Source organism: Enterococcus alcedinis, assembly GCF_014635985.1.
Classification (GTDB): domain Bacteria; phylum Bacillota; class Bacilli; order Lactobacillales; family Enterococcaceae; genus Enterococcus_I; species Enterococcus_I alcedinis.
On sequence record NZ_BMDT01000013.1, the window covers coordinates 1 to 24,245 of the forward strand.

The 24,245-nt window shown below is 40.1% G+C and carries 22 protein-coding genes; 6 read left to right on the plus strand and 16 right to left on the minus strand.

Translation table 11 applies throughout. The features are described 5' to 3' along the window. Positions 1 to 543: 543 nt before the first annotated feature. The 12 genes from lysS to pth all read right to left on the minus strand — a co-directional run bounded on the left by lysS (position 544) and on the right by pth (position 15,752). Entirely contained in the window at positions 544 to 2,037 is a 1,494-nt protein-coding gene (gene lysS / locus IEV09_RS11285; RefSeq protein WP_188368416.1) for a lysine--tRNA ligase, read from the minus strand. Between the two features lie 102 nt (positions 2,038 to 2,139). After that, complete coding sequence (gene dusB / locus IEV09_RS11290) at positions 2,140 to 3,141, minus strand: tRNA dihydrouridine synthase DusB (protein WP_188368417.1); 1,002 nt, start codon at positions 3,139 to 3,141, stop codon at positions 2,140 to 2,142. After that, entirely contained in the window at positions 3,142 to 4,038 is an 897-nt protein-coding gene (gene hslO, locus IEV09_RS11295) for an Hsp33 family molecular chaperone HslO (RefSeq protein ID WP_188368418.1), read from the minus strand. 245 nt (positions 4,039 to 4,283) lie between these two features. After that, the gene (gene ftsH, locus IEV09_RS11300; RefSeq protein WP_188368419.1) at positions 4,284 to 6,377 is read right to left on the minus strand and encodes an ATP-dependent zinc metalloprotease FtsH; all 2,094 of its coding nucleotides are present in this window, start codon (positions 6,375 to 6,377) and stop codon (positions 4,284 to 4,286) included. Between the two features lie 67 nt (positions 6,378 to 6,444). Further along, on the minus strand, positions 6,445 to 6,993 hold the full coding sequence (hpt, locus tag IEV09_RS11305; protein WP_188368420.1) for a hypoxanthine phosphoribosyltransferase: 549 nt from the start codon (positions 6,991 to 6,993) through the stop codon (positions 6,445 to 6,447). 19 nt (positions 6,994 to 7,012) lie between these two features. Further along, positions 7,013 to 8,395, minus strand: coding sequence for a tRNA lysidine(34) synthetase TilS (tilS, locus tag IEV09_RS11310; protein WP_188368421.1), 1,383 nt, complete (start codon positions 8,393 to 8,395; stop codon positions 7,013 to 7,015). Positions 8,396 to 8,727: 332 nt separating this feature from the next. Continuing rightward, positions 8,728 to 9,186: a S1 domain-containing RNA-binding protein gene (locus IEV09_RS11315; RefSeq protein WP_188368422.1), complete on the minus strand. Its 459-nt coding sequence runs from the start codon at positions 9,184 to 9,186 to the stop codon at positions 8,728 to 8,730. A 137-nt stretch (positions 9,187 to 9,323) separates the two neighbouring features. Next, positions 9,324 to 9,710, minus strand: coding sequence for an FtsB family cell division protein (locus tag IEV09_RS11320; RefSeq protein ID WP_188368423.1), 387 nt, complete (start codon positions 9,708 to 9,710; stop codon positions 9,324 to 9,326). Between the two features lie 68 nt (positions 9,711 to 9,778). After that, entirely contained in the window at positions 9,779 to 10,045 is a 267-nt protein-coding gene (locus tag IEV09_RS11325) for an RNA-binding S4 domain-containing protein (RefSeq protein ID WP_188368424.1), read from the minus strand. Further along, positions 10,042 to 11,631 (minus strand): putative polysaccharide biosynthesis protein, encoded by a 1,590-nt coding sequence (locus IEV09_RS11330; protein ID WP_188368425.1) that lies wholly within the window; start codon positions 11,629 to 11,631, stop codon positions 10,042 to 10,044. The genes IEV09_RS11325 and IEV09_RS11330 overlap by 4 nt, the downstream gene beginning before the upstream one ends. 9 nt (positions 11,632 to 11,640) lie before the next feature. Continuing rightward, on the minus strand, positions 11,641 to 15,177 hold the full coding sequence (mfd, locus tag IEV09_RS11335) for a transcription-repair coupling factor (protein ID WP_188368426.1): 3,537 nt from the start codon (positions 15,175 to 15,177) through the stop codon (positions 11,641 to 11,643). A gap of 14 nt (positions 15,178 to 15,191) precedes the next feature. Next, positions 15,192 to 15,752 carry an aminoacyl-tRNA hydrolase gene (gene pth, locus IEV09_RS11340; protein WP_188368427.1) on the minus strand — a complete coding sequence of 187 codons (561 nt, stop codon included), beginning with the start codon at positions 15,750 to 15,752 and terminating at the stop codon, positions 15,192 to 15,194. 303 nt (positions 15,753 to 16,055) lie between these two features. On the opposite strand from pth, the gene IEV09_RS11345 reads away from it, so the two are divergent. Beyond that, positions 16,056 to 17,048 (plus strand): L-lactate dehydrogenase, encoded by a 993-nt coding sequence (locus IEV09_RS11345; protein WP_188368428.1) that lies wholly within the window; start codon positions 16,056 to 16,058, stop codon positions 17,046 to 17,048. A 155-nt stretch (positions 17,049 to 17,203) separates the two neighbouring features. Further along, complete coding sequence (locus IEV09_RS11350; protein WP_188368429.1) at positions 17,204 to 18,631, plus strand: L,D-transpeptidase family protein; 1,428 nt, start codon at positions 17,204 to 17,206, stop codon at positions 18,629 to 18,631. 301 nt (positions 18,632 to 18,932) lie between these two features. Here IEV09_RS11350 and IEV09_RS11355 read toward each other — a convergent pair whose 3' ends face one another. From IEV09_RS11355 to IEV09_RS11370, 4 genes are all read right to left on the minus strand, one after another. Next, a complete protein-coding gene (locus IEV09_RS11355) occupies positions 18,933 to 19,658 on the minus strand; it encodes a YebC/PmpR family DNA-binding transcriptional regulator (protein ID WP_188368430.1) in 726 nt (241 codons plus the stop codon). 12 nt (positions 19,659 to 19,670) lie between these two features. Then, a complete protein-coding gene (locus tag IEV09_RS11360) occupies positions 19,671 to 20,177 on the minus strand; it encodes a VanZ family protein (protein WP_188368431.1) in 507 nt (168 codons plus the stop codon). A gap of 100 nt (positions 20,178 to 20,277) precedes the next feature. After that, positions 20,278 to 20,619: a hypothetical protein gene (locus IEV09_RS11365; RefSeq protein ID WP_188368432.1), complete on the minus strand. Its 342-nt coding sequence runs from the start codon at positions 20,617 to 20,619 to the stop codon at positions 20,278 to 20,280. 82 nt (positions 20,620 to 20,701) lie between these two features. Continuing rightward, entirely contained in the window at positions 20,702 to 21,106 is a 405-nt protein-coding gene (locus tag IEV09_RS11370) for a DUF4809 family protein (protein ID WP_188368433.1), read from the minus strand. 165 nt (positions 21,107 to 21,271) lie between these two features. On the opposite strand from IEV09_RS11370, the gene IEV09_RS11375 reads away from it, so the two are divergent. The 4 genes from IEV09_RS11375 (at position 21,272) to IEV09_RS11390 (ending at position 24,215) form a co-directional block, all read left to right on the plus strand. Further along, positions 21,272 to 21,967 carry a DUF969 domain-containing protein gene (locus IEV09_RS11375; protein ID WP_188368434.1) on the plus strand — a complete coding sequence of 232 codons (696 nt, stop codon included), beginning with the start codon at positions 21,272 to 21,274 and terminating at the stop codon, positions 21,965 to 21,967. A 1-nt stretch (position 21,968) separates the two neighbouring features. Then, a complete protein-coding gene (locus IEV09_RS11380) occupies positions 21,969 to 22,889 on the plus strand; it encodes a DUF979 domain-containing protein (RefSeq protein WP_188368435.1) in 921 nt (306 codons plus the stop codon). Between the two features lie 223 nt (positions 22,890 to 23,112). Next, the gene (pcp, locus tag IEV09_RS11385; RefSeq protein ID WP_188368436.1) at positions 23,113 to 23,760 is read left to right on the plus strand and encodes a pyroglutamyl-peptidase I; all 648 of its coding nucleotides are present in this window, start codon (positions 23,113 to 23,115) and stop codon (positions 23,758 to 23,760) included. After that, a complete protein-coding gene (locus IEV09_RS11390; RefSeq protein WP_188368437.1) occupies positions 23,760 to 24,215 on the plus strand; it encodes a gamma-glutamylcyclotransferase family protein in 456 nt (151 codons plus the stop codon). Before pcp ends, IEV09_RS11390 begins: the two co-directional genes overlap by 1 nt. Positions 24,216 to 24,245 lie beyond the last annotated feature (30 nt).

The following is a 24,245-nucleotide window of genomic DNA, read 5'->3' on the forward strand; positions in this document are numbered from 1 at the left end:
TAATAGAAACATTCTACACGTTTGTTGTTTGTTTTGCTTGCTTTGTTCAGTTTTCAAAGGTCTACGTTGTCGCGTCGTTAGCAACTCTTATATCATATCAGGTTGAGTTTTCATTGTCAACACTTTTTATAAAAGTTTTTTCAGGAAGTTTTTAAACAACCTTCAGCTGTTAACAGCGACTTCGTTATAATAACAAATCGCATTGTTACTTGTCAACTACTTTTTAACATTTTTTCAATTTGAAAATTTGTTATTTTATGTTGTGTTTGCGACTTAGTTATAATAGCACTTTGTTAAACACACGTCAATCGTTTTTTTAAAAAAACTTTTCGTATTTCCAACAACTACTAATATACCAAGGAAACAGCGTTAGGTCAATCAACAATCTAACACCTCCCCTAACATAACTTACGACAATTAAGTGTTATTTTACTTCTTTTCGTTCGCATTTTAATCCATCTTGTTCCAATTTCTTTCATTAACCTCAATGAAAAAGGCGCAAAACAAAGACTTTCCTTTGCTTTACGCCTTAAAAAAATATTTTTATCTCATTGTTGGGAATAGTAATACATCACGGATCGATTGCGCATCGGTTAGTAACATCACTAAACGGTCAATACCTATTCCTAGTCCACCTGTTGGCGGCATTCCGTATTCTAACGCTTCTAAGAACTCTTCATCGACACCATGTGCCTCATCGTTTCCTTCTGAGCGTTCTTTTTCTTGTGCTTCAAAACGCTCTCTTTGATCGATTGGATCATTTAACTCGGTAAAGGCATTTCCAAATTCACGCCCAACGATAAATAATTCAAAACGATCTGTAAAGCGGCCATCTTCTGGATTTTTCTTCGCAAGCGGAGAAACTTCTACCGGATGTCCGTAAATAAAGGTTGGTTGTTCTAATGTATCTTCAACAAAAGTTTCGAAGAATTCATTCAAGATGTGTCCAACACTCATATTTTTCGTTACAGGTACTTCATGTTTTTTGGCTAACGCGTGTGCTTCTTCGACAGTCATCTCTGCCCAGAAATCAACACCTGTTACTTCTTTAACTGCATCTGCCATATGCACGCGACGGAAATCTGATCCTAAATCGATTGTTTTCCCATCATAACTAATTTCAGGAGTGCCTAAGACACTTGTTGCTACGTGACGGAAAATACCTTCTGTTAAATTCATAATATCTTTATAATCAGTGTAAGCTGCGTAACATTCAAGCATTGTAAATTCTGGGTTATGTGTTGTATCGATTCCTTCATTACGGAAAACACGACCAATTTCATAAACTTTTTCCATTCCACCAACGATTAAACGTTTCAAATGTAACTCTAAAGCGATGCGTAAAGTTAATTCGATATCCAATGCATTGTGGTGTGTCATAAATGGACGCGCGGCAGCTCCCCCTGCTTGATTATGTAAAACAGGTGTTTCAACTTCTAAGAATCCTTGTCCATCTAAGTAATGACGAATTTCACTAATAATTTTGCTACGCTTAACAAAACGATCAAAACTTTCTTTATTACTAATTAAATCTAATGAACGTTGACGGTAACGTTGTTCAACGTTCGTTAAGCCGTGGTATTTATCTGGTAATGGACGTAAAGATTTTGATAATAAGGTTAGTTCCGTTGCTTTAATCGAAACTTCTCCTGTATCAGTCTTCATGATTTCTCCTGTGATGCCAAAGAAATCTCCTAAATCACCTTGTTTGAAATACTCATACGCTTCATCGCCGACTTGGTCTTTACGGACGTAAATTTGAATGCGACCTTCACGATCTTGTAAATGCGCAAATCCAGCTTTCCCTTTTCCACGCTTCGTTACCATTCTTCCAGCAATGCTACTTGTTAATGCCATTTCCTTCAGTTCTTCTTTTGATCGTTGGTTAAATAATTCATGCAACTCGGCAGAATTATGGGTACGGTCAAAACGTTTTCCGAAAGGATCAATTCCTTCTTGTTGTAATTGTTCCATCTTTTGACGGCGAACTAACATTTGATCGTTTAGTTCTTCTTGTGTTTGGCGTTCCTCTGTCACGAGTCATCCTCCGTTCTATTTTTCACTACTTTTCTATAATGCCAATGAAAACGAGAAAAAGCAAGCTGAAGTTGCTTCTTCTACTTACTTCCTCTTGACTTTTTAACGCACAGTTGCTTGACTCTCGACCTTATCCAAGAACTCAGTCAATAACTGCAGCGTCATTTCTCTTGTTTCGGATTGATTAATCGCTGCTTTGACTTTCGCAGCACGTGGAATGCCCTTTAGATAGTAGGCAGCGTGTTGACGAAATTCTCTAGCAGCAATTTTCTCACCTTTTAATTGAATCAAACGTTCAAAGTGAAGCTTCGCTGTATCGATTTTTTGACGTGGTGTTGGTTCAGCAATCAGTTCACCTGTTTCAAGGTAATGTTTTGTTCGATGAATCATCCAAGGATTCCCCATCGCAGCACGTCCAATCATCACCGCATCACAGCCAACTTCTTCAAACATTCTTTTGGCATCTTCTGGCGTACGGACATCACCATTCCCCATAAATGGAATTGATAGGTGTTTTTTCACTTCACGCAAAACATCCCAGTTGGCATTGCCTTCATACATTTGCACTCGTGTACGACCGTGCATCGCAACCGCTGCTGCACCTGCGGCCTGAGCAGCCTTCGCATTTTCAACAGCAAAAATATGCTCATCATCCCAACCAATACGCATTTTAACGGTTACTGGTTTTTCAATCGCTGAAGAAACAGCATGCACCATTTCATAAACCTTATCCGGATCTAGTAACCACTTTGCACCCGCTTCGGCTTTAATAATTTTATTCACGGGACACCCCATATTGATATCAATAATATCGGCTGTCGTATTTTCTGCGACAAACTTCGCTGCCTCGACAAGTGTTTCTTTCGTGCCACCAAAAATTTGTAAACTTAATGGATGCTCAACTTCGTCATCAATGTACAACATTTCGAGTGTCTTTTTGTTGCGCATTTGAATCCCTTGATCGCTAATCATTTCGCACACAACCAGACCGGCACCGGCTTCTTTGACAGTTACCCGAAAAGCGGCGTTCGTAATCCCCGCCATTGGTGCCACAACGACACGGTTTGGAATGGCAACATCACCAATTTTCCAACCTTGCTCCATCTACTTCTTGCCTCCAGTAATTTCTTCAATCAGATCCGTTAAGTCAGATTCATCAAAGTGATATTTATTATTACAAAATGAGCAGACAGTCTCGGCACCTTGATCTTCATCAATCATTGCTTGAATCTCGCTTGTACCCAAGGTTAAAATGGCACGTGAAAACTTCTCTTTTGAACAATCACACGAAAATTGAACGGGTTGCTCTTCTAAGAACAACATGCGTTCCCCTTCAAAAATCACTTCCAACAATTCCTCTGGCGTCTTACCTGAATCAATTAAATCTGAAACACGTGGCAATTGAGCTAGACGTTCTTCCAGTTTCGCTAAGACTACTTCATCGGCACCAGGTAACACTTGAATCATAAAACCACCTGCTGCTTTAATCGTTTCATCTTTATCGACTAATACACTTAAGCCAACAGCTGAAGGGATTTGTTCCGACGCAGCTAAGTAGTAAGTAAAGTCCTCACCTAACTCACCTGAAACAATCGGTACTTGACCTGAGAAAGGTTCTTTCAAGCCTAAATCTTTAATCACGCTAAAAATACCTTCTGTTCCCACAACGCCACGAACATCAATTTTCCCATGTTCATTAGAAGGAATACTCACATGTGGGTTTTGAATGTACCCTTTAACATTCCCATTTGCGTCACCATCAACAATAATGGCACCTCCTGGACCGTTTCCTTGAATCTTAACCGTCAGACGATCGCCATCTGTTTTTAAATCCGCGCTACTTAATAGTAGTGTTCCGATTAAGGCACGACCTAAAGCCGCCGAAGAACTATGCCAAGTATCATGTCTTTTTTGTGCTTCTGTCACTGTTTCTGTTGCGTTAATTGCATATGCTCGAATGTACCCATCATAGACGAGTGCTTTTGTAATGTAATCTTTCATTATTCGGTTCGCTCCTCTTATTTACTCATTGCATCATACTAGCATCTCTTATTTTTTTCAACAAGGATGCCTAAATTTTAATAAAAAGAAACATAAAAAACGTGCTTAACAACTAGAGATAAGCCGACCGTAGAAACAATCGCTGCTTGATTTTATTCGGAGGTAGGACTATCTACGAGTCGTAACTTCTTTTATGCCATTAAAAAAAGAAGTTACGCCATCATCGGCGTAACCTCTCATTTGAACTATTTTTCTGAGTTATCGGTTGATTCGTCTTTCGACTCTTCTTTTGACTCTTCGTTTAACTCTGCTTTTTCGCTTTCAAATTCTTCATGCTCTTCTACTTGTTTTTGAGCGTCTTTTTCTTCTAGTGCACGTTTTGCTTCTTCATAAGATTGGGCAACGCGTTCACTTGGGAATTCATCCTCTTTGAAATCGGCTGGCATTTCACCTGTTTCAAAGAGTGACTTGATTGCTTTGGCATCAAGTGTTTCAAATTCAAGTAATTTTTGAGCAATCAATTCATTTTTCTCGCGATGTTCTTCAATGATTTCACGCGCTTTTTCGTGCGCCTCCATTAAGATACGGCGTACTTCTTGATCGATTTCAAATGCAACTTGTTCAGAGTATGCTTTTGTTTGACCATAATCACGACCAACGAAGACTTGATGGTTTCCTTCATATTGAACCGGACCTAAGTCACTCATTCCATATTCGGTTACCATACTACGTGCAAGAGCTGTTGCTTGTTCGAAGTCATTAGATGCACCTGTTGATTGAACGTTGAAGAACACTTCTTCAGCTGTACGTCCACCTAAAAGGCCAACGATTTGTTCAAACATGTCTTCTTTTGTAAGTAAGAATTGTTCTTCTCTTGGTAATGCGATCATATACCCACCTGCACGACCACGAGGGATAATCGTTACTTTGTGGACAATACGTGCGCGGCTTAAAATTAAACCTACGATGGTATGACCCGCTTCGTGATAAGCAATCATCTCGCGTTCGCGTTTATTAATTGCGCGGTCTTTTTTAGCAGGACCTGCAATCACACGATCTTGTGCTTCATCAATATCTGAAGCATCAATTTTCTTTTTATTACGACGCGCAGCAACAAGTGCTGCTTCGTTTAAGACGTTTTCTAATTCTGCACCAGCAAAACCTGGTGTTTGTTGTGCAACAACTTTTAAATCAACATCGTTTGCTAATGGCTTATTACGAGCATGAACACGTAAAATCGCTTCGCGTCCTTTAACATCTGGACGACCAACTAAGATTTGACGGTCAAAACGACCTGGACGTAATAACGCCGGATCTAAGACGTCTGAACGGTTGGTTGCAGCAATGACGATAACGCCTTCGTTTCCACCAAATCCATCCATCTCGACTAATAATTGGTTTAAGGTTTGTTCACGTTCATCATGTCCGCCACCCATACCTGCGCCACGTTGACGACCAACTGCATCGATCTCATCAATAAAGATAATAGCAGGAGCATTTTTCTTCGCTGTTTCAAATAAATCACGTACACGACTGGCACCGACACCGACGAACATCTCTACGAAATCAGAACCTGAAATCGAATAGAATGGTACGCCTGCTTCACCAGCAACGGCTTTTGCAAGTAATGTTTTACCCGTTCCTGGAGGTCCCTCTAAAAGAACACCAGCTGGAATACGAGCACCTAATGCCACGAAACGACGTGGATCTTTTAGGAATTCAACAACTTCAACTAATTCTTGTTTTTCTTCTTCTGCACCAGCAACGTCTGAAAAACGAATTTTAACAGCTTTGGCATCGGCTTCTTTGGCTTTTGATTTACCGAAGTTCATCACGCCACGACCTCCGCCGCCGCCTCCGCCGCCACCTTGTTGACTCATCATCATATAGAAGAAGAAGATGAAAATCACGATTGGTAAGAAGCTAAGTAAGAGTGAAACCCAAATACCACTTGAAGATTCTTCTTGAATCACTGTTTTAACGCCTGCTGCTTTGGCAGTCGACGTAATTTCGTGTAAGGTTGAGTCATTTGGCAAAACAATCGTTGTAAAGCGGCTCGTCGCTGCTTGAGTTGAACCAAGCACACTTAGGCCATTACTATTTTCAACTTTTTGCTCTGATTTAAACTCACCAGTAATTCGATACACACCATTTGCAGGTTGGATCGTAAATTCTTTAACTGTACCATCTTTTAATTGCTGTGAAAACTTTGAATATTCAATTTCAGGTGTCTGACTATTTCCGTTTCCGAAGAAAAAGTAGACCACCATGACCATCGCTAATAAAATTAGTACATAATAAAGGGTATTTCTAACGGTACCTTTATTCTTATTATTCATGGGACTCCTCCTTAGCATTTTGTCTATCTCTGACCATTATACTGTATTCCTGTTACTTTGAAAACGCTCAATTTTGAGTCTGATAGATTTCCGGCTTCAAAACACCGACATACGGAAGGTTACGATAGTGTTGTTCATAGTCCAAACCATAGCCTACAACAAACTCATTTGGCACATCAAAACCAACATAATCCGCTTTAATATCAACAACGCGTCCTTCTGGTTTATCTAATAACGTGACAATTTTGACTGAGCTTGCTTTGCGGTATTTGAATAAGTCGACTAAATACGCCAATGTACGACCGCTATCAATAATGTCTTCTACGACTAAAAGGTCGCGACCTTCAACGTTTGTATTTAAGTCCTTCACAATTTTAACTTCACCGGAAGATACCAACGCATTCCCGTAACTTGAAACATCCATGAAATCAATTTCTAATGGGCAATCCATTTCACGGACAATATCCGCCATAAAAGGAACAGCTCCCGTTAAGACACCGACTACTAATGGTGTTTTCCCTGCATATTCTTTGGTCAATTCTTGACCTAATTCAGCACAACGCTGACTAATTTCTTCTCTTGTAATTAAGATTTTTTCGATATCATTTGCTAACATAAAGTTCTCCTTCCAATCATCACTTCTTATATTTAAAAAGAAGTACGTAGTGTATTTTATCAGTTTCTTCCATAATACTCAAATAGGAAAGTGTATATGGTAAGATTCCGATAACTTTATTTTCTGGATCAACAACAAGCCACGCCTTATCCCGTTCTTCTAGTGGTGTTTTTTGATCAATAAAATAGCGTGAAACCTTCTTACGGAGTTGTTTATTCAACAAAAATCGATCTCCTGGTTCCCGTTTTCGTAAAACGAGCGATTGTACTGAGTCTACGCAAAATCCTTGGCGAAATTCTGACCAAAGTTTGACTTTTTCTGGAATTTTTTCTTCACCTACCGGAAAGAAGCCCACCCATTGATCCTCGGCTAGAAAAAAAGATTGCCCTAACGCGATGGTTCTTGCTTGTTGTTTGATCGATTTTGTTTGATTTTTCTTTAAGTGAAGCTCACCATAGCGCCGGCTAAAATGCCAGCCTTCCACTAAATCAATTTGCCATTGAGGTTTTCCTTGTTGGTCTAAAAGTGTCATCATTTTGTCTAATTGTTTCTTCGAAATTACTAACTGCCAAGTCACTTGCGCAAAACGCACGACTTCTTTCAAAAAGTACTTTCGTTCAAAAGGCGACACACGTGCATACCAATCCAGGTCAATCGTCAATTCCTCGAATCCAGTCTGAACATTTTGTGCAAACCAGTTTTTTTGTTGTTGACTCAACCAACCATCCAACTCTTGAATTTGTTCGGATAATTGTTGGAAATGTGCAAAACTTTGTTCGTTTTCGGATTTTATAACAGGTAGCACTTGATGTCTTAACCGATTACGTTGATAGTTCAATGTTTGATTGGTTTCATCTTCAAAAAAAATCAGTTGGTGCTCTTGCGCATATTGACGCAACGTTTCTTTCGAATGGTAGAGTAATGGGCGAACCAAGCGACCAGATCCAAACACTTGCGTTAACACAATCCCTTGACTGGCAAAAAGATCACCCGTCCGAACCATTTTCATCAAGATTGTTTCGACTTGGTCTTCCTGATGATGAGCGGTCACTAACACGTCATAATGATATTTTTCCATGATTTCTTTAAAAAAATCATAGCGAAATTCACGTGCCTGGCTTTCAATATTGCCTTTTGCAGGTACTTGCCAACGTTGCGTGTAAAAAGGAATCTTCTCTTTGTGACAATAATCGGCGATAAATGCTTCTTCTTTAATAGAAACTTCGCGTAATTGATGATTCACGTGCGCCACACCAATGGTTAGTCCTGTGTTCGTTAGCTCTTGTAAAACATGCAACAATACCATCGAATCTAGGCCAGTAGAAACGGCAATTAACACTCTAGATTCATTGTGCCACAAGTGGTTATCGATGGCTATTTTTTGCACCTGATCTACCAACATTTAATCGACCTTCCTTTTTATTGAATGTTTGTCAGATAAACGGCATTGTTGGGGCTGTGACTCGGTAATAAGCCAGAATCTTTTTGAAAGTAAAGAACACTTTCAAACGATTCTTTGCTTATTACTCGTCACAAAACGCCCCAAAGCAATAGCCTCTCATGTAAACGGTGTTGTTGGAGCAGTTGCTCGGTGATAGCTCTTCCTCTGGATAAAATCAAAAAACGATTTTTCCATAGGCTTCGCTATCACTCGCACCTGAGCGCTCCAAAGCAACGACCTCTCAATAAAAAAACAGGTGGTTCGTTTTTACGTCCACCTGTTTCACATTTTAATTAGTTGCGGCGTCCGCCACGTCCGCCACGTTTACCTTCTGTGCTTCGGCGTAATGTTGACAAACGATCGTCACTATCTTTTAAGAATCCACTCATTAGTGAGTCAAAATCTTGCTTACCACCCATATTGCTTGAATTCGTATTCTGATTTTTAACGAATGGTTTTTTAGTATTCGGACGTTGAAATTCTTTTTTAGGAAATTCACGTCGTTCTTCTTTTGGTTTGTCGACTGCTTTGCGAATTGACAATCCAACTTTCCCGTCGTTTCCAACAGTCGTGACTAAAACAGTTACCTCTTCGCCTACTTTTAGCACCTCATTGATGTCCTTTACAAAACCATCTGAGACTTCACTAATATGAACAAGGCCTGTTTTGCCTCCTCCTAAATCAATAAATGCACCAAAATTCGTAATCCCCGATACTTTTCCCTTTAGTTTAACTCCAACTTCGATTGACATAAAACCTTTGTTCCTCCTAATATTTTACCCATTTATTTGGTCATCACTGCCTAGCAAAGCAATCGCCTCGTTAGACAACAATAATGATTGAATCCGATTATAGCATGACTTGCGATTGAATAGTATCATTCATAGCTTTATTCTTTGTTTTTTTCTTGTTCTGGTAGTGGGAAAACAAGTTCTCCTTCTTTCGAGTACAAGAAACGATCACGGGCAATTTTAGCAACGTAATCTTCATCTTCTAAAAGACTGACTTCTTTTTCTAAAGCAGCTTTCTCTTTTGTCGAAGCGTTTTTTTCCGAGATTGCTTCACTTTGATAATTCTCTAAGTTCTGTAGACGGAGGTAATCATTAAATAATGAAATACCAACACTCACAAAGATTAATGTTGCGACACCAAAAATTAGCGCTAAACGGCGGCGACGAAAAATGACCTCTCTACGTTTCTTCACTTGTTGCGCGTAATGTTGCCTCGCGTAGTCATTTTCAAGAAATTCAATTTTATTGTCTTCTTCTTGATTCATTTAATCCCTCCGTTCATGCGACAGTCCATTTTATTATACCAACATCCGAATAGGTTGTCTAACCTAAATTAGTCCTCCGACGCTTGTTTTTCATCTGAAATTAACGTGTACATTTGCGCTGCATCTTCTTTTTTAGTCGATTCGTGTAGTTCTCGAATTTCATAAATAACAATGCGATTTCCAAATTGAATCTGTAATTGATCACCAATTTTGACACTGCTGCTTGATTTGGCCACTTTACCATTAATTTGAATTCTGCCTTTGTCCGCCACTTCTTTTGCGACTGAACGTCTTTTTATAATGCGAGAAATTTTTAAAAATTTATCTAATCTCATTTTTTCTTCCTCATTTTCTTTAATATTTTTTTGCCAAAGGGTAAATAAAACCACTCTCTAATACTAAACACTTTGAAGTAAACTAACGCTGTAAGGAAACTCGCCATACCGATCCCAACACCAATCAAGGTCAGATAAAGAGCAAGTTGTCGATCGATTACTGTGCCGTAGAAAAAGGTAAACAGGCGGTAGAATAAGCGAATCGATACGGTCATCACACCAATCGAGGCTAACAAACGCCAACCAAAGTGACGCTGTGTCCAAAACTGATTGATGGCTTTCGTTTCATTTTTGACAAACCAAATGAGTGTACATGAAAGGGCTGCAAGGGTAGCATAACTGGCACCGAGTGTTCCCATAAAATAAACAAGTAACGGGGTCAACAGAACTTTAACGCCGAAGCCCGCAAACGCGCCTTGATAGGCCGTTCGAAAATGATTACGACTTTGGGCGATACTTTGGTAGCCTTGAACAACAGCCATTAATACGATTGAAAAGACAAAAACACTCAACACTTGATTTCCAGAATCATCTTTAAATAACGTATAGTTGATATACGGCATAACCAACGCCAAACCGACAGACGCTGCCAAACCAAGAGCCACGGTTAAGCGCAAATATAATTGACTAGCAAATAAATACGTCGTTGATTTTTTATTTTTGGCATAATTCGTCAACGTTGGTAAAAAACTCGTGCTTAATGCAAGAGCCACAACCAAGCCTAACTGTACGAGTGGTTGCCCACGGTCAAAGATGCCTTTTTCAATGCGCGAAAAGGCAATCGTGCCGCCACCAAAGTGTAACGCATTGACCAAGAAGAATGAATCGATTAACTGTAAAATTAATAGATAGCCACTATATAACGAAACCAATCCACCTTCCACTAGAAAACGACGACGAATACCGCTTTTAGGAAATTGCCAAAAGGACTTCTTCCAAAAAGGTAGTCGGGTTTGCGAATGGCGTTGGTGAGCATAAAACAAAATCGCTACCGCTACCATTCCTCCGATAAAAGACCCGAGCATGGCTACTTCACCGACTTGATAAATCGTCAGACTCAACCAATGAAAACCTGCTGCTGCGAGTAAAATCACACCGACACGAACAAATTGTTCGACGACTTGTGACAAGGCAGTCGGCACTAAAATGAGTTGTCCTTGCAAATGTCCCCGATAGATTGTTAGTGGTGGGATTAATAAGAAAGTAAAAGAAACAACTTGGATACTGCCTTGCAAGGCAACATCGCCCATCAAAAAAGCAATCGGGTAACTAAAACTAAACAAAATCCCCCACAACACAAGTGAGAGTGCCGAGACAAACGTCGTTAACTGTCCTAAGGTTTCGGTCTCATCTTCATCGTTTTTTTCTGCGACATATTTAGATATAAATTGCGGTAAACCTGTTAAAGCCAGTGTCATCGCAATTCCATAAAAAGGATAGACTTGTTGATAGACATAAAAACCTTCGTCGCCGACCAGATTTTGCAGGGGCACACGATAAACGGCACTCAATACTTTGGCGATAAAAGATGCCAGCGTCAAAACGATTGCGCCACGCATCATTTCTTTCAACTCATATCTAGCCATAGACGCCTCCTACTCACCTTTTTTTGTCGTTTTTTGCTTCTTGAAACGTTCTTTACGCAAGGCTGCGACAAAGGATTGAATTTCATTCAACCAGACCATTGTTTTCATATCGTTTGGAATCGTTAATTTAACATGCATTTGGTCTTTTTCGACACCAAGCGTTGATTTCAGCTTGGTTTTACTCAATGCCGCAAATAGTTGCTCCATATCGTAAGCTTTCGTACCAGCTTTACTTAAAGTTAAGATCACTTGCTGTCCTTGACGACGAATACGTTCCATTAAGCTGCGATCACCATTCATTTTCAATTCGCCGACTGAAAGTAAATGAGCCACTTCACTTGGATATTCACCAAAACGATCGAGTAAATCATCTTGTAACTCATCTAAACTGTCGATGGTTTCAAGTTCACGAATTCGTTTATATATCTCAATTTTTTGACGTTCATCTTCAATATAAGTGCCCGGTAAGTACGCATCCAGTCCAAGATCGATTTCCACCGACGTTTTCTCTGTTTGGGTATTTTTCCCTTGTTTACGCTGAACGGCCTCGGTTAACATTTGTGAATACAAATCAAAACCGACAGAATCAATGAAACCATGTTGTTGCGCACCCAATAAATTTCCGGCCCCACGGATCGATAAATCACGCATCGCGATTTTGAAACCCGATCCTAATTCGGTAAAGTCTTTAATTGCTTGGAGTCGTTTTTCACTGACTTCATTTAAAATCTTTTGTTGCTCATACATGAAGTAAGCATACGCGACACGATTGCTTCGTCCGACACGTCCACGTAATTGATACAACGTCGATAAGCCCATGTAATCCGCATTTTCAACAAATAACGTGTTGGCATTCGGAATATCAACGCCTGTTTCAATAATCGTTGTTGAAACAAGCACATCGTATTGCCCTTCGATGAAATCAAACAAGGTATTTTCCAGTTGAATTTCTGACATTTGTCCGTGAGCATACGCAATTCGCGCTTCAGGGACAAGCGCTTCGAGTTCGGCTACTTTTTGCTCAATCGTTGCGACACGATTGTATAAATAAAAGACTTGTCCATCACGAGCCATTTCGCGTAAGATTGCTTCTCGAATCGCACCTGGATTGGTTTCCATGACGTACGTTTGAATCGGGTAACGGTTTTGTGGTGGTGTCTCAATGACTGACAAATCACGTACACCTAGCATTGACATATGCAGTGTTCGTGGAATCGGTGTCGCTGTTAATGTTAGAACATCAACTTCTGAACGCAATTGTTTCAAACGCTCTTTGTGCTTCACGCCAAAACGTTGCTCTTCATCGACAATTAATAAGCCAAGGTCAGCAAATTTAATATCTTTTGATAGTAAGCGATGGGTGCCGACAATAATATCGACTTGCCCTTTACGTAATTTCTCTAACGTTTCTTCTTGTTGTTTTTTCGTACGGAAACGACTTAAAACGGCCACCTCAACAGGGAATCCTTCAAAACGGCTGAGCATCGTTTCATAATGCTGTTGCGCTAAAATCGTCGTTGGCACTAAAAATGCGACTTGTTTGCCGTCTTTAATTGCTTTAAAAGCGGCACGTAATGCTACTTCTGTCTTACCAAAACCAACGTCACCGACTAATAAACGATCCATTGGCTTTGGTTTTTCCATATCACGCTTAATTTCACTCGTACTACGTAACTGATCATCCGTTTCACTATATGGAAACGAATCTTCAAATTCCTTTTGGTAGCCGTCGTCTGGTCCAAAAGCATAGCCTCGTTCCGCCTCACGTTTAGCATAGAGTTGAATCAAGTCATCGGCAATGTCTTCAATCTTAGTCGCAACTTTGCGTTTGGTTTTAGCCCATTCATTACCGCCAAGCTTATTGACTTTTGGTTGTTTCGATTCTGACGCCACGTATTTTTGGACTAAGTTTAACTGGGTAACTGGAATAAAGAGTTTATCTTCATTTTGATATAAAATCGTAATGTAATCTTGGTGTACACCATCAATTGCGATGGTTTCCATTCCCAAGTATTTACCGATTCCGTGATTGACGTGAACGACGTAATCGCCGACTTTTAATTCGTTGTAGCTTTTTAGACGCTCGGCATTCGAAATCGTTTGGCGTCGCGCGCGTTTGCGTGAGACTTTTTGGAAGATCTCTTTTTCAGTAACCACGACAAGATGGTCTTGTTGTAACTCAAAACCATTTTGCAACGCACCATGAATGATTTGCGTACGCCCTGTGAAAATACGATCGGTCGTTGTTTCAACAGCATATATTTGGTGCTCACGAAATTCTGCTTCTAGTCGCTTGCCACGTTCATGATCGCCTACAATAAAGACGACGGTTTGCTGTTGTTTTTCCCAACGATCGACTTCCGTTTTCAGTAAGCCCATTTGGCCGAAAAACTGTTGCATTGGACGGTATTGAAAATTATGAATTGCCTGGAACCGTAAATTCCCCATCCCTTTTTGAAAGACAGAAAAATAACTCGTTGGAAATTCAATTTGACTTAACAACTGATGCACATCGCCACCAAAAACTTGTTCTGAAAAAACACGCAAGTCGGCGATTTTTTGCGTATGCCACTCTGCTTCTTCCCGTTGAATCTCGCGAGTCGTTTCTAGAATTCGTGGATAGTCATCAATCATCACCAACGTTTCGGATGGAAAGAAATCAATAATCGTCCGCTTCTCACGATACAGAAGGTCTGTGTAAAAGACCGCCTCATCACCAGCAATTCCTTCTTGCCACTGTGTTCGTAATTGACCAAAGTAATCTTCTAATAGCTGACGATCATCGACATCTTTGGTAACCGCTAAACGCTTGCTTAATAACTCTTCTAATTTTTCACAGGCATCAAGAAAATTGACATCCGAAAAGACTAAGTCAGAAGTCGGTGAAAGAAAAACTTCTTCTAATTTTTCTAACGAACGTTGCGTTTCGACATCAAAAGAACGCAATGAATCAATCTCTGTATCAAACAATTCCACACGTACAGGATTTTCCATATCAAGCGGATAAATGTCAATAATGCTACCACGTAAACTAAATTCACCTGGCTTTCCAATCATCCCTTGTCGCTCATATCCCATAAAAACAAGCTGTTGCGCGATGGTTTCGAGTGTCACTTCTCCACCGATTTTCCAATGCAACTGATGTTCTTTCCATGTTTCTTTGCTTGGTAAAAATTTACGCATGCCGGCGGTTGGAACGACATAAATACCTGGACGTCCCGAAGTGATGGCATTTAACGTCTCGACTCTTTCCGCTCGAGCTTCCGGCGAGGCAAAAGCCATCTCCGCTGAAATCACTTCATCCACTGGAAAGACATAAACGTCTTCTTCAAAATTCCGCAAATCTTCTGCTAATTGATTCGCGTAAAACAAATTAGCCGTCAATACAAGAATGGGCTGTTTTAATGTTTGGTAAGCACCTAAGATCGCCAATGTTTTTGCAGAACCCGACAGTCCTGTCAGCAATTGTCTTGGTGTTTTTTCTTTTAATTTGATTTGCCACTCATTAAAGAGGGCGCCTTGATTCACTAAATCAATAATATTCATGGACTACTCCTTCTTTAATTAAAACGATTCATCGTTCCAATGAAGTCTTGTTTTTCTAAAAAATCTTGACTCGCTTTAAACGCTAAATCTAAACTATCCTCAATATGTGGCATTTCTTCCTTACTAAAAGGACTCAACACATGTTGCACAACACTTTGCCCTTTACGCGGACGGTCAATCCCAATTTTAATGCGATAAAATTCTTGCGTACCTAAATGCGCAATCAAACTCTTCATGCCGTTATGCCCACCTGCGCTCCCTTTTTGACGCAAACGAATTTTGCCTAATGCTAAATCCAAATCATCATAAATCACCACAAGCTCTTCTGGATATATACCTAAATAAGTCATCAATGGTCCCACTGAACGACCCGATTCATTCATATATGTTAACGGTTTAACTAAAACGATTTTTTCGCCATTCAAAAAAAACGTCGCAACTTCTGCTTCGAACGGATTTTTTTGAAACGTTGCATTGTGTGCACGGGCTAACTCGTCAACAACCATGAAGCCCACATTGTGTTTTGTTTTTTCATATTTTTTGCCAGGATTCCCTAGTCCAACAATCATTTTCATTGTATACATTTCTCCATTATCTATTTTAAAGAACAAACACGCAAAAAGATTGAGCATGGAAAAAGATTTCGTCTTTTTCACATTCTCAATGGGTGTTCGTTTACTTAATATGCTATTTTTTAAACTTATTTTATTATAACACAAGCCTTGTATTTGTCTTCATTGGTCTTCCTAGATTTCAAAAATCTTTAAAATTGGAACGTTTTCAATTAATTTTGGAATTCTATTATTTTTGCATGACAATATTTTATTAAAATGGTAACCTATCCTTGTCAATACAAATAAGGAAAGTTGGTGCTCCACATGTCTACACAATCAAATAAAAAAGATAATCAAAAGATCATATTAGTTGGTGATGGTGCCGTTGGATCCAGTTATGCTTTTGCTTTAGTGACCCAAAACATTGCACAAGAAATCGGTATTATTGATATCGATCGCGCAAAAACAGAAGGCGATGCAAAGGATTTATCACATGCCTTAGCCTTTACTTCGCCGAAAAAAATCTACGCTGCGGATTATGCGGATGCACATGACGCCGATATTGTAGTCATTACGGCTGGGGCTGCTCAAAAACCTGGAGAAACACGACGCGATTTGGTTCATAAAAACTTACTCATTAACCGTTCAATTGTCACTCAAATTGTCGCTTCTGGTTTTAAAGGTATTTTCTTAGTGGCAGCGAATCCGGTGGATATTTTAACTTACTCGACTTGGAAATTTTCAGGTTTCCCAAAAGAACGCGTGATTGGCTCTGGAACTTCGCTTGATTCGGCTCGTTTCCGTCAGGCGTTAGCGGAACTGGTTGAAGTTGATGCCCGAGATGTTCAAGCATATATTTTAGGTGAACATGGCGATTCTCAATTCCCTGTTTGGTCACATGCCAACATTGCTGGATTAACGATTTACGATTGGGTCATGAAACACCCTGAAATTGACGAAGAAGCAATGGTCAATTTATCCTTTAACGTCCGGGACGCGGCTTACGATATTATCAAGAAAAAAGGGGCGACTTTTTACGGGATTGCTGTTTCGTTAACGCGTATCACCCAAGCAATTCTCGACAATGAAAATGCCATTCTACCACTTTCTGTCTACTTAGATGGGGAATACGGACTGAGCGATGTCTACATCGGTTCTCCTGCCATCATCAATGCACAAGGAATCAAACAAGTCATCGAAATCCCATTAAATGATAGCGAACAAAATAAAATGGCCACTTCTGCTAAACAACTGCAAGAGATTTTAGATTCCGCCTTCAAAGAGTTGGCCGAATTCGATGCAGCGAGCGAAAAATAATAGAACATAAAAGAATAGACTTAGGAATTTCGCGACTCTTTCTTTGAGTTTTCCTAAAGTTCTCACATAAATGAAGCCTCTCAATTTCACTTTGGATAGGACTATGCTAGAATGGGGCGCGTAACTACAATAAATTTAATGGAGCTGATCACCACATGCCACGTTCTGATCGTCGTTCAGATAACCGCAAAACGGAAAATAAAATAAACAAAAAAGGAATCATCGCTGGAGTCATTCTCGGCGTGCTACTACTTGGTGCAGGCGGCTATACCGTCCAAAGCCAAACTTATAAAGAACGTTTCCTACCAAAAACCTTTATTGGTGACCTCGATGTCAGCCAATTATCCGTCAAAGAAGCCAATGAAAAACTCGTTCAAGCACAAAGCGATCTTTCTTTTGTCATCGAAGCGGATGGAAAAGAATGGAAGAGCTTCAAAAAAACCGAGCTCGGTCTTGAATCAAATTTTGAAACGGAACTAGAAGCCTTACAAAAAAAGCAAAATCCTTGGAAATGGGGCGTGCAATACGTCGCTGGTCCAACGAATTTAAAACTAGCTCCTAGTGCGTTTAACGAAGAGACCTTAAATGAACAAACAGCAAAACTTGAAACAGAGTTGGTTGCTTGGAATAAAGAACGGACACAAACAAAGAACGCGACACTTGAAAGAAAAGAAAGCGGCTTTGAAATTGTTCCGGAAGTCCAAGGAGATAACGTTGATACGAAAAAAGTAATTGAAGATCTTCAAAATCAATTGCTAAACGGTGCCTCAAACATTGAATTAACAGATTTCATCGTCAAACCAAGCGTGAAATCGGACGATCCAAAACTAACCCAAGAACTTGAATCGATTAATAAAATCGCACAAGTCGAAGCAACGTATGTGATTAATGGCAACTCTTTCCAAATTCCATCTGAAAAAATTAATGAGTGGATCATCTATCAAGATGGCAAAGTTTCACTGAATCGGGAACTTGTTCATGCGTATGTGACACAATTAGGAGTCGACTACAATACGAGTACGAATCCATCGACTTTTGTCAGTACGAAACGCGGCGAAGTCAGTGTACCAGCTGGTTCATTAAGCTGGACCATTGCGACTGAAACTGAAACAGATGAACTGATCGCAAGCATTTTGGCTGGAGAATCATTCAGCCGTTCACCAATTGCCCAAGGAAGTGCCAACTCGGGTAGCCCGCTCTTTGGTAATACTTATATCGAGATTGATCTGATTAATCAACATATGTGGTACTACAAAGATGGCCAATTATTACTGGATACACCGGTTGTGACAGGGAAACCTTCAACACCGACTCCTGCAGGTGTTTTCTATGCATGGAACAAAGCACTTGATGAAACATTACGCGGAACCAATGATGACGGTTCGAAATATGCGGAACCCGTTGATTACTGGGTACCGATTGATTGGACAGGCGTCGGTATTCATGATTCCGATTGGCAACCAGCTTACGGTGGCGAATTATGGAAAACGGTTGGCTCACACGGCTGTATCAATACCCCACCAAATGTCATGAAACAACTGTATGGCATGATTGACGTTGGTGTACCGGTGTTAGTTTTTTAAACATTACAAATCAATAGCGAATTTTTCAGAATCGGCAGAGGATTATTTTCCTCTATCGGTTCTTTTTTTCATTAAAATCCCCTTCACCTACGAGAATTCATTGGTTTTAGGAGTCCGTGAGACCGTTTCAAACGGAAAGCTAGTTGCTAAAGCATCCAGCTTCCGTAATTCACATCGAATCTTTTGACACGGCTCCGTACCAATGATTCTCTTCGGTTCACTAATATTTATCACGTCACTGCTTTTTCTAGATAAAAACGCCCACCAAAAACTGTGTCGTTCTTGGTGGGCGCTGTATGTTTTATGCTTCTTCGACAGATGTGTAAACTTCTGTCACGTCGTCATCGTCTTCTAGTTTCTCGATTAATCCTTCAAGTTGGGCTTGTTGGGCTTCGTCGAGTGCGGTTGTAGTTTGAGGTATCATCGTTAATTCTGCTTGAGCTAAGGTAAATTCTTGCTCCAAGGCGTCACGGGCAGCAACAAAATCTTCTGCTGCGGTATAAATCTCAAAGACTTCTGGTGAGGTAATTAAGTCTTCACCACCGACTTCAAGGACTTTCTCAAAGAAGTCATCTTCACTAATCGCTAAACCTTCACGCTCAACCGCTAAATAACCTTTACGGTCGAACATATAATTCACCGAACCCGTTTCACCTAGATTCCCACCATTTTTGTTAAAAGCGACGCGAATATTGGTTGCCGTTCGGTTGCGGTTGTCTGTCAACGTTTCAACTAGAACAGCCACACCACCTGGACCATAACCTTCGTACGTTACTTCTGCATAATTCGCACCGTCTGCGGAGCTCGTTGCTTTTTTGATTGCGCGATCGATGTTGTCTTTTGGCATATTCGCCGCACGTGCCTTATCAATCACTAAACGTAAGCTTGGGTTGGATGAAATATCATCGCCCCCGTTTTTTGCGGCAATAAAAATTTCACGCGATAACTTTTGGAATATTTTTCCACGTTTTGCATCTTGCGCATTTTTTCTTCCCTGAATATTCTTCCACTTACTATGACCTGCCATAAAAAATACCTCCTATATAATCCGTTTGTTTTTAATCCCTAAAATCAGCCAGCATAATACAATGCCTGTGAACGCCCCAGCTGCATCCAGTGCCACGTCTTGAAAAAGTGGGCTACGACCACCTGTTAACATTTGATGAAACTCGTCAAGTGCCGCATAGCCTGTTGCTGAAAGCCAAGCAAAAATAGCTGTTAACGCATATTGTTTGATCCTCGGATTCAATCCTAAGAAAAAACTACTACCTAAAATAAAATACGTACCAAAGTGCGCCCCTTTGCGTATGAAAAATTCAACAAATGCAAAGTAACCACTTTTAGCAATACTCACTTCACTTCCTGCGTATGAAAAGGAAATCTGACTGAGTAGCTCTTTGAATGGTTCATTTTTAAGTAATTGCGATAGAAAACCGATTTGTGATTGTTGTTCATATGTTTGTGATGAGCTGTAAAATAAAATCGCCATCATTAAAAAACCGATGAATAAATAGAAATTACCATTTTTTCGATGTTTTTGAATCATCCGATCACCTCAAACTTATCTTAGCATTTTTCCGTCTAAAAGGCACCCACACGTCAAAAAAAGAGTCATGATTTCCCATCACAACTCTAATCGTTTCGACTCATTCATCTGTCGCTTCATGAAAGGCTTCCTTAAAAGAGGTAACCGCCTCATCCAGTTCATGTTCAATGATTGCTTCTTCTTCTGCACTGCGTGGCTCATACATTTTCTTTTCTAGATATTTGCGCACACCGACATACGTGCCGACGACAAGTGTACCGATTGCGAAGGCACCTAGCGCCCCTTCGATTCGTCCGCGCTCTTTGCCTTGTTTATAAATCGACGGTGCGATTTTCTTAACTGCTAGATCATTTGATTTTGCGAGTACTTGTTTGACGCCCGCATTATCGGTAATTTTTTTAACGATTGTTGCATAGTTTTTTTGATTCAATAATTGATTCATTGATACTACACCTCGTTTTCCTTTTCATTTATTTTATCACGTTTGTTGTGATTCCTTCAAATGATAGGCTAATGGATGGTTACTAAGCTTCAACTTCCTCCACTTTAAATGCGACGGACTCAATTTGAAACAATTCATTCAATACACGATTGACCTGGGTGAACAATTCTTCTTTCGAATCATACGTATTTTTGAGTGTCATTTTCTGACTAGAATTTTCGTAGGTCAATGAACCATAAAAATCTTTGAATGTGACCTGTTGCTGCTCTTTTTTAAAAACAGTATAATCTTCATCAAAACCCATCACTAAGTCTTGACGAAAACCTTTTTTTAATGCGACTGCCATAATTAATGACTCGACCTCTAGTCCTCCAAGGGGAATGGCCGTTTGATCAAAACAAATCGCATAGCTCGTAGAAGGTACGACAGGACAGGCATTACAGCCACCTTGAACCAATTCTGTTGTACAAGTTATTTTCGCTTCCATTAAAAAAATCTCCTTTTCAAACATTTGTGATAATTTTAACATCTTTGACAACGATAAGCTAGTCCGTGTAAAATAGAATGGTTCGTCAAAAATATAGGTTTTCAGTGTCCTTTTAGACGTTTTTCTCGTATAATTTTGATAGTAAATAAAAAGGAGTGTAATGACATGGAATGGATTAAATTAATCGGTATTTTAATTATTCTTATTGGATTTATTTTGAAGTTTGACACGATTGCTGTTGTTATCATCGCAGCCCTCGCTACTGCACTTGTATCTGGTATTTCCATCACAGAATTCTTTACTCTATTAGGAGAAGCTTTCGTCAACAACCGACTCGTCACAATCTTTTTACTCACATTACCAATGATTGGTATTTCTGAACGTTTCGGATTACGCCAACAAGCAGTCATTTTAATTGAGAAGATGAAGGGACTAACAACTGGGCGCTTTATTAGTTTATACGTTCTGATCCGCCAAATCGCTGGTGCATTTGGTATTCGTATTTCAGCTCACCCACAATTTGTACGTCCAATCGTTAACCCAATGGCACAAGGTGCTGCAAAAGCTCGTTACGGTGATATTTCTGAAGAAGATGAAGACAAAATCAAAGCAATGGCTGCTGCCAATGAAAACTTTGGGAACTTCTTCGCACAAAACACGTTCGTGGCGGCTTCTGGTGTGCTATTAATTAGCGGAACATTGAAATCACTCGGCTATGATGTGCCCGTCTCTGCGATTTCGCAAACCGCATTTATCGTTGCGATTATCACTTTGATTATCACAACGATTTACAACTTACTCTTTGACTATCGTATGGATCGTAAATACGGTGTGAAAAAGAATCAAAAGGGGGACAAATAAAATGGATGTAATCATCAAAAATATTCTTGAATTTTTCTACATTTTAATTGGACTCTTACTCATGATGACTGCGGTTCGCACGTTCAATGACAAAACGAATCCTGTTCGTTATGGAACAAGTTTATTCTGGTTACTACTTGGTGTGATTTTTGCCGCTGGTAACTTGATCCCTTACATGGTTTCTGGAATTTTATTAACCGTTATGGGTGCTTTGACGTTATTCAAACAAGTCAAAGTTGGAAAAACAGCCCCTGTGACAGAAGAAGAAGGCGAAGCTGGTGCCAAACGTCTTGGTAGCTTTATCTTCTTACCGGCGATTGTTTTAGCCGCTGTTGCCGTAATTATTTCTTACACACCACTTGGAGGACAAGTTGGAATCGGTATTGCTTCATTTGTTTCTTTAATTGTTGCTATGGCCTTAACCGGTGCCAAACCAAAAACAGTCTTAGACGATACAGATCGCATGTTCCAATCCGTTGGTACTGTCGGCATTTTACCACAGTTATTAGCAGCACTTGGTGTCATCTTTACTGCAGCTGGCGTTGGTGATGTCATCTCAAATGCGATTTCTGGTTTTATTCCTGATGGCAGCCGCTTCTTAGGCGTTTTAGCTTACTGTTTGGGAATGGCGCTCTTCACAATGGTAATGGGAAATGGTTTCGCAGCCTTCACTGTTATCACAGCTGGAATCGGCGTGCCTTTCGTTATCGCACAAGGTGGCGACCCAGTAATTGCTGGAACACTTGCAATGACCGCTGGATTTTGTGGAACGTTACTGACGCCAATGGCCGCTAACTTTAACGCCCTACCGGTTGCATTACTAGAAATGAAAGACCAAAACGGCGTAATCAAAACCCAAGCTCCAATCGCAATTTTACTACTCGCAATCCACGTAGCCCTAATGTATTTCTTAGCATTTTAAAAAGAGGTCATTTATGGAGCGGTCAGGTGTGAGAGATAACGAAGCCTATGGAAAAATCGCCCTTTGATTTTATCCAGAGGAAGAGTTATCTCCGAACACTTGCTCCAGAAATACCGTTTCAACAAGAGGTCATTATTGGAGCGATTTATAACGAGTAATAAGTATTTTTAAATTTATGAATGATTTCTCTAAATCAGACAACAAAAGAAAGAAGGAATTTTACATGAAGATTTTAGTTACTGGCTTTGATCCTTTTGGTGGCGAACCGATTAATCCCGCATTAGAAGCGGTGAAAGGTTTACCAGATACCATTGCAGGCGCAGAAATTATCAAATTGGAAATCCCAACCGTTTTTGGTAAATCAGCAGATGTTGTCAAAGAAGCAATCTTAAAAGAGCAACCAGATGTTGTCTTAAGTATTGGTCAAGCAGGTGGACGTTTTAGCGTAACGCCTGAGCGTATCGCAATTAACGTAGACGATGCACGTATCCCTGATAACGAAGGCAATCAACCAATCGACGTACCTGTCCAAGAAGATGGCGCTGCCGCTTACTTCACACAGCTACCGATTAAAGCGATGGTTAAAAACATTCGTGACGCTGGTCTTCCAGCTGCATTATCAAACACAGCGGGCGTTTTCGTATGTAACCACATTATGTATCAAGTGCTTTACCTAATCGAAAAAGAATTCCCTGGAATGAAAGGTGGATTTATCCACGTACCATTCATCGCAGAACAAGTAATCGATAAAGGCAATCAACCTTTTATGAGCCTACAAGATATTACGAAAAGTTTGGAAAAATCAATTGAAGCCATCGTCTTATTTGACGGAAAAGAAGATTTAAAAACGATTGAAGGAACGACTCACTAATGCAAATTGATCAACCCCTTCCATTATTTGCTTATGGAAGCCTAATGAATAACTTATTTAACTACAATATTTACTTAAAAAACCGAACCGTTGGCGTACCTGTCAAAGCGCGCGTGCATGGTTCACTCTTTCACCTCTCGAAAAAAGGTTATCCGGCCTTGCTTCCTGGTGAAGGATGGGTCTATGGGGAAGTCTTTATCCTACATGAATTTGATACGACTCTACCCAGCCTTGACGTCCTTGAAGGTTACAATCAAGGGACTGAACCAAATGAATACAACCGTGAAATTTTGACGGTCGAACTTTGGAGCGAAGAAACACAAGCCTATGATCGTGAAATTCAAGCCTATGTCTACCGTTATGCGGTCGAAAATGATCCGAATTTCTTAGAAGAAAGCTTCCCAGTACCTACCGGTGATTGGCGCGCCTTTCACGAAAATGGGGTAAAAGAATAACAAAAAGAGTCTAGCCAAATGGTATTCCCA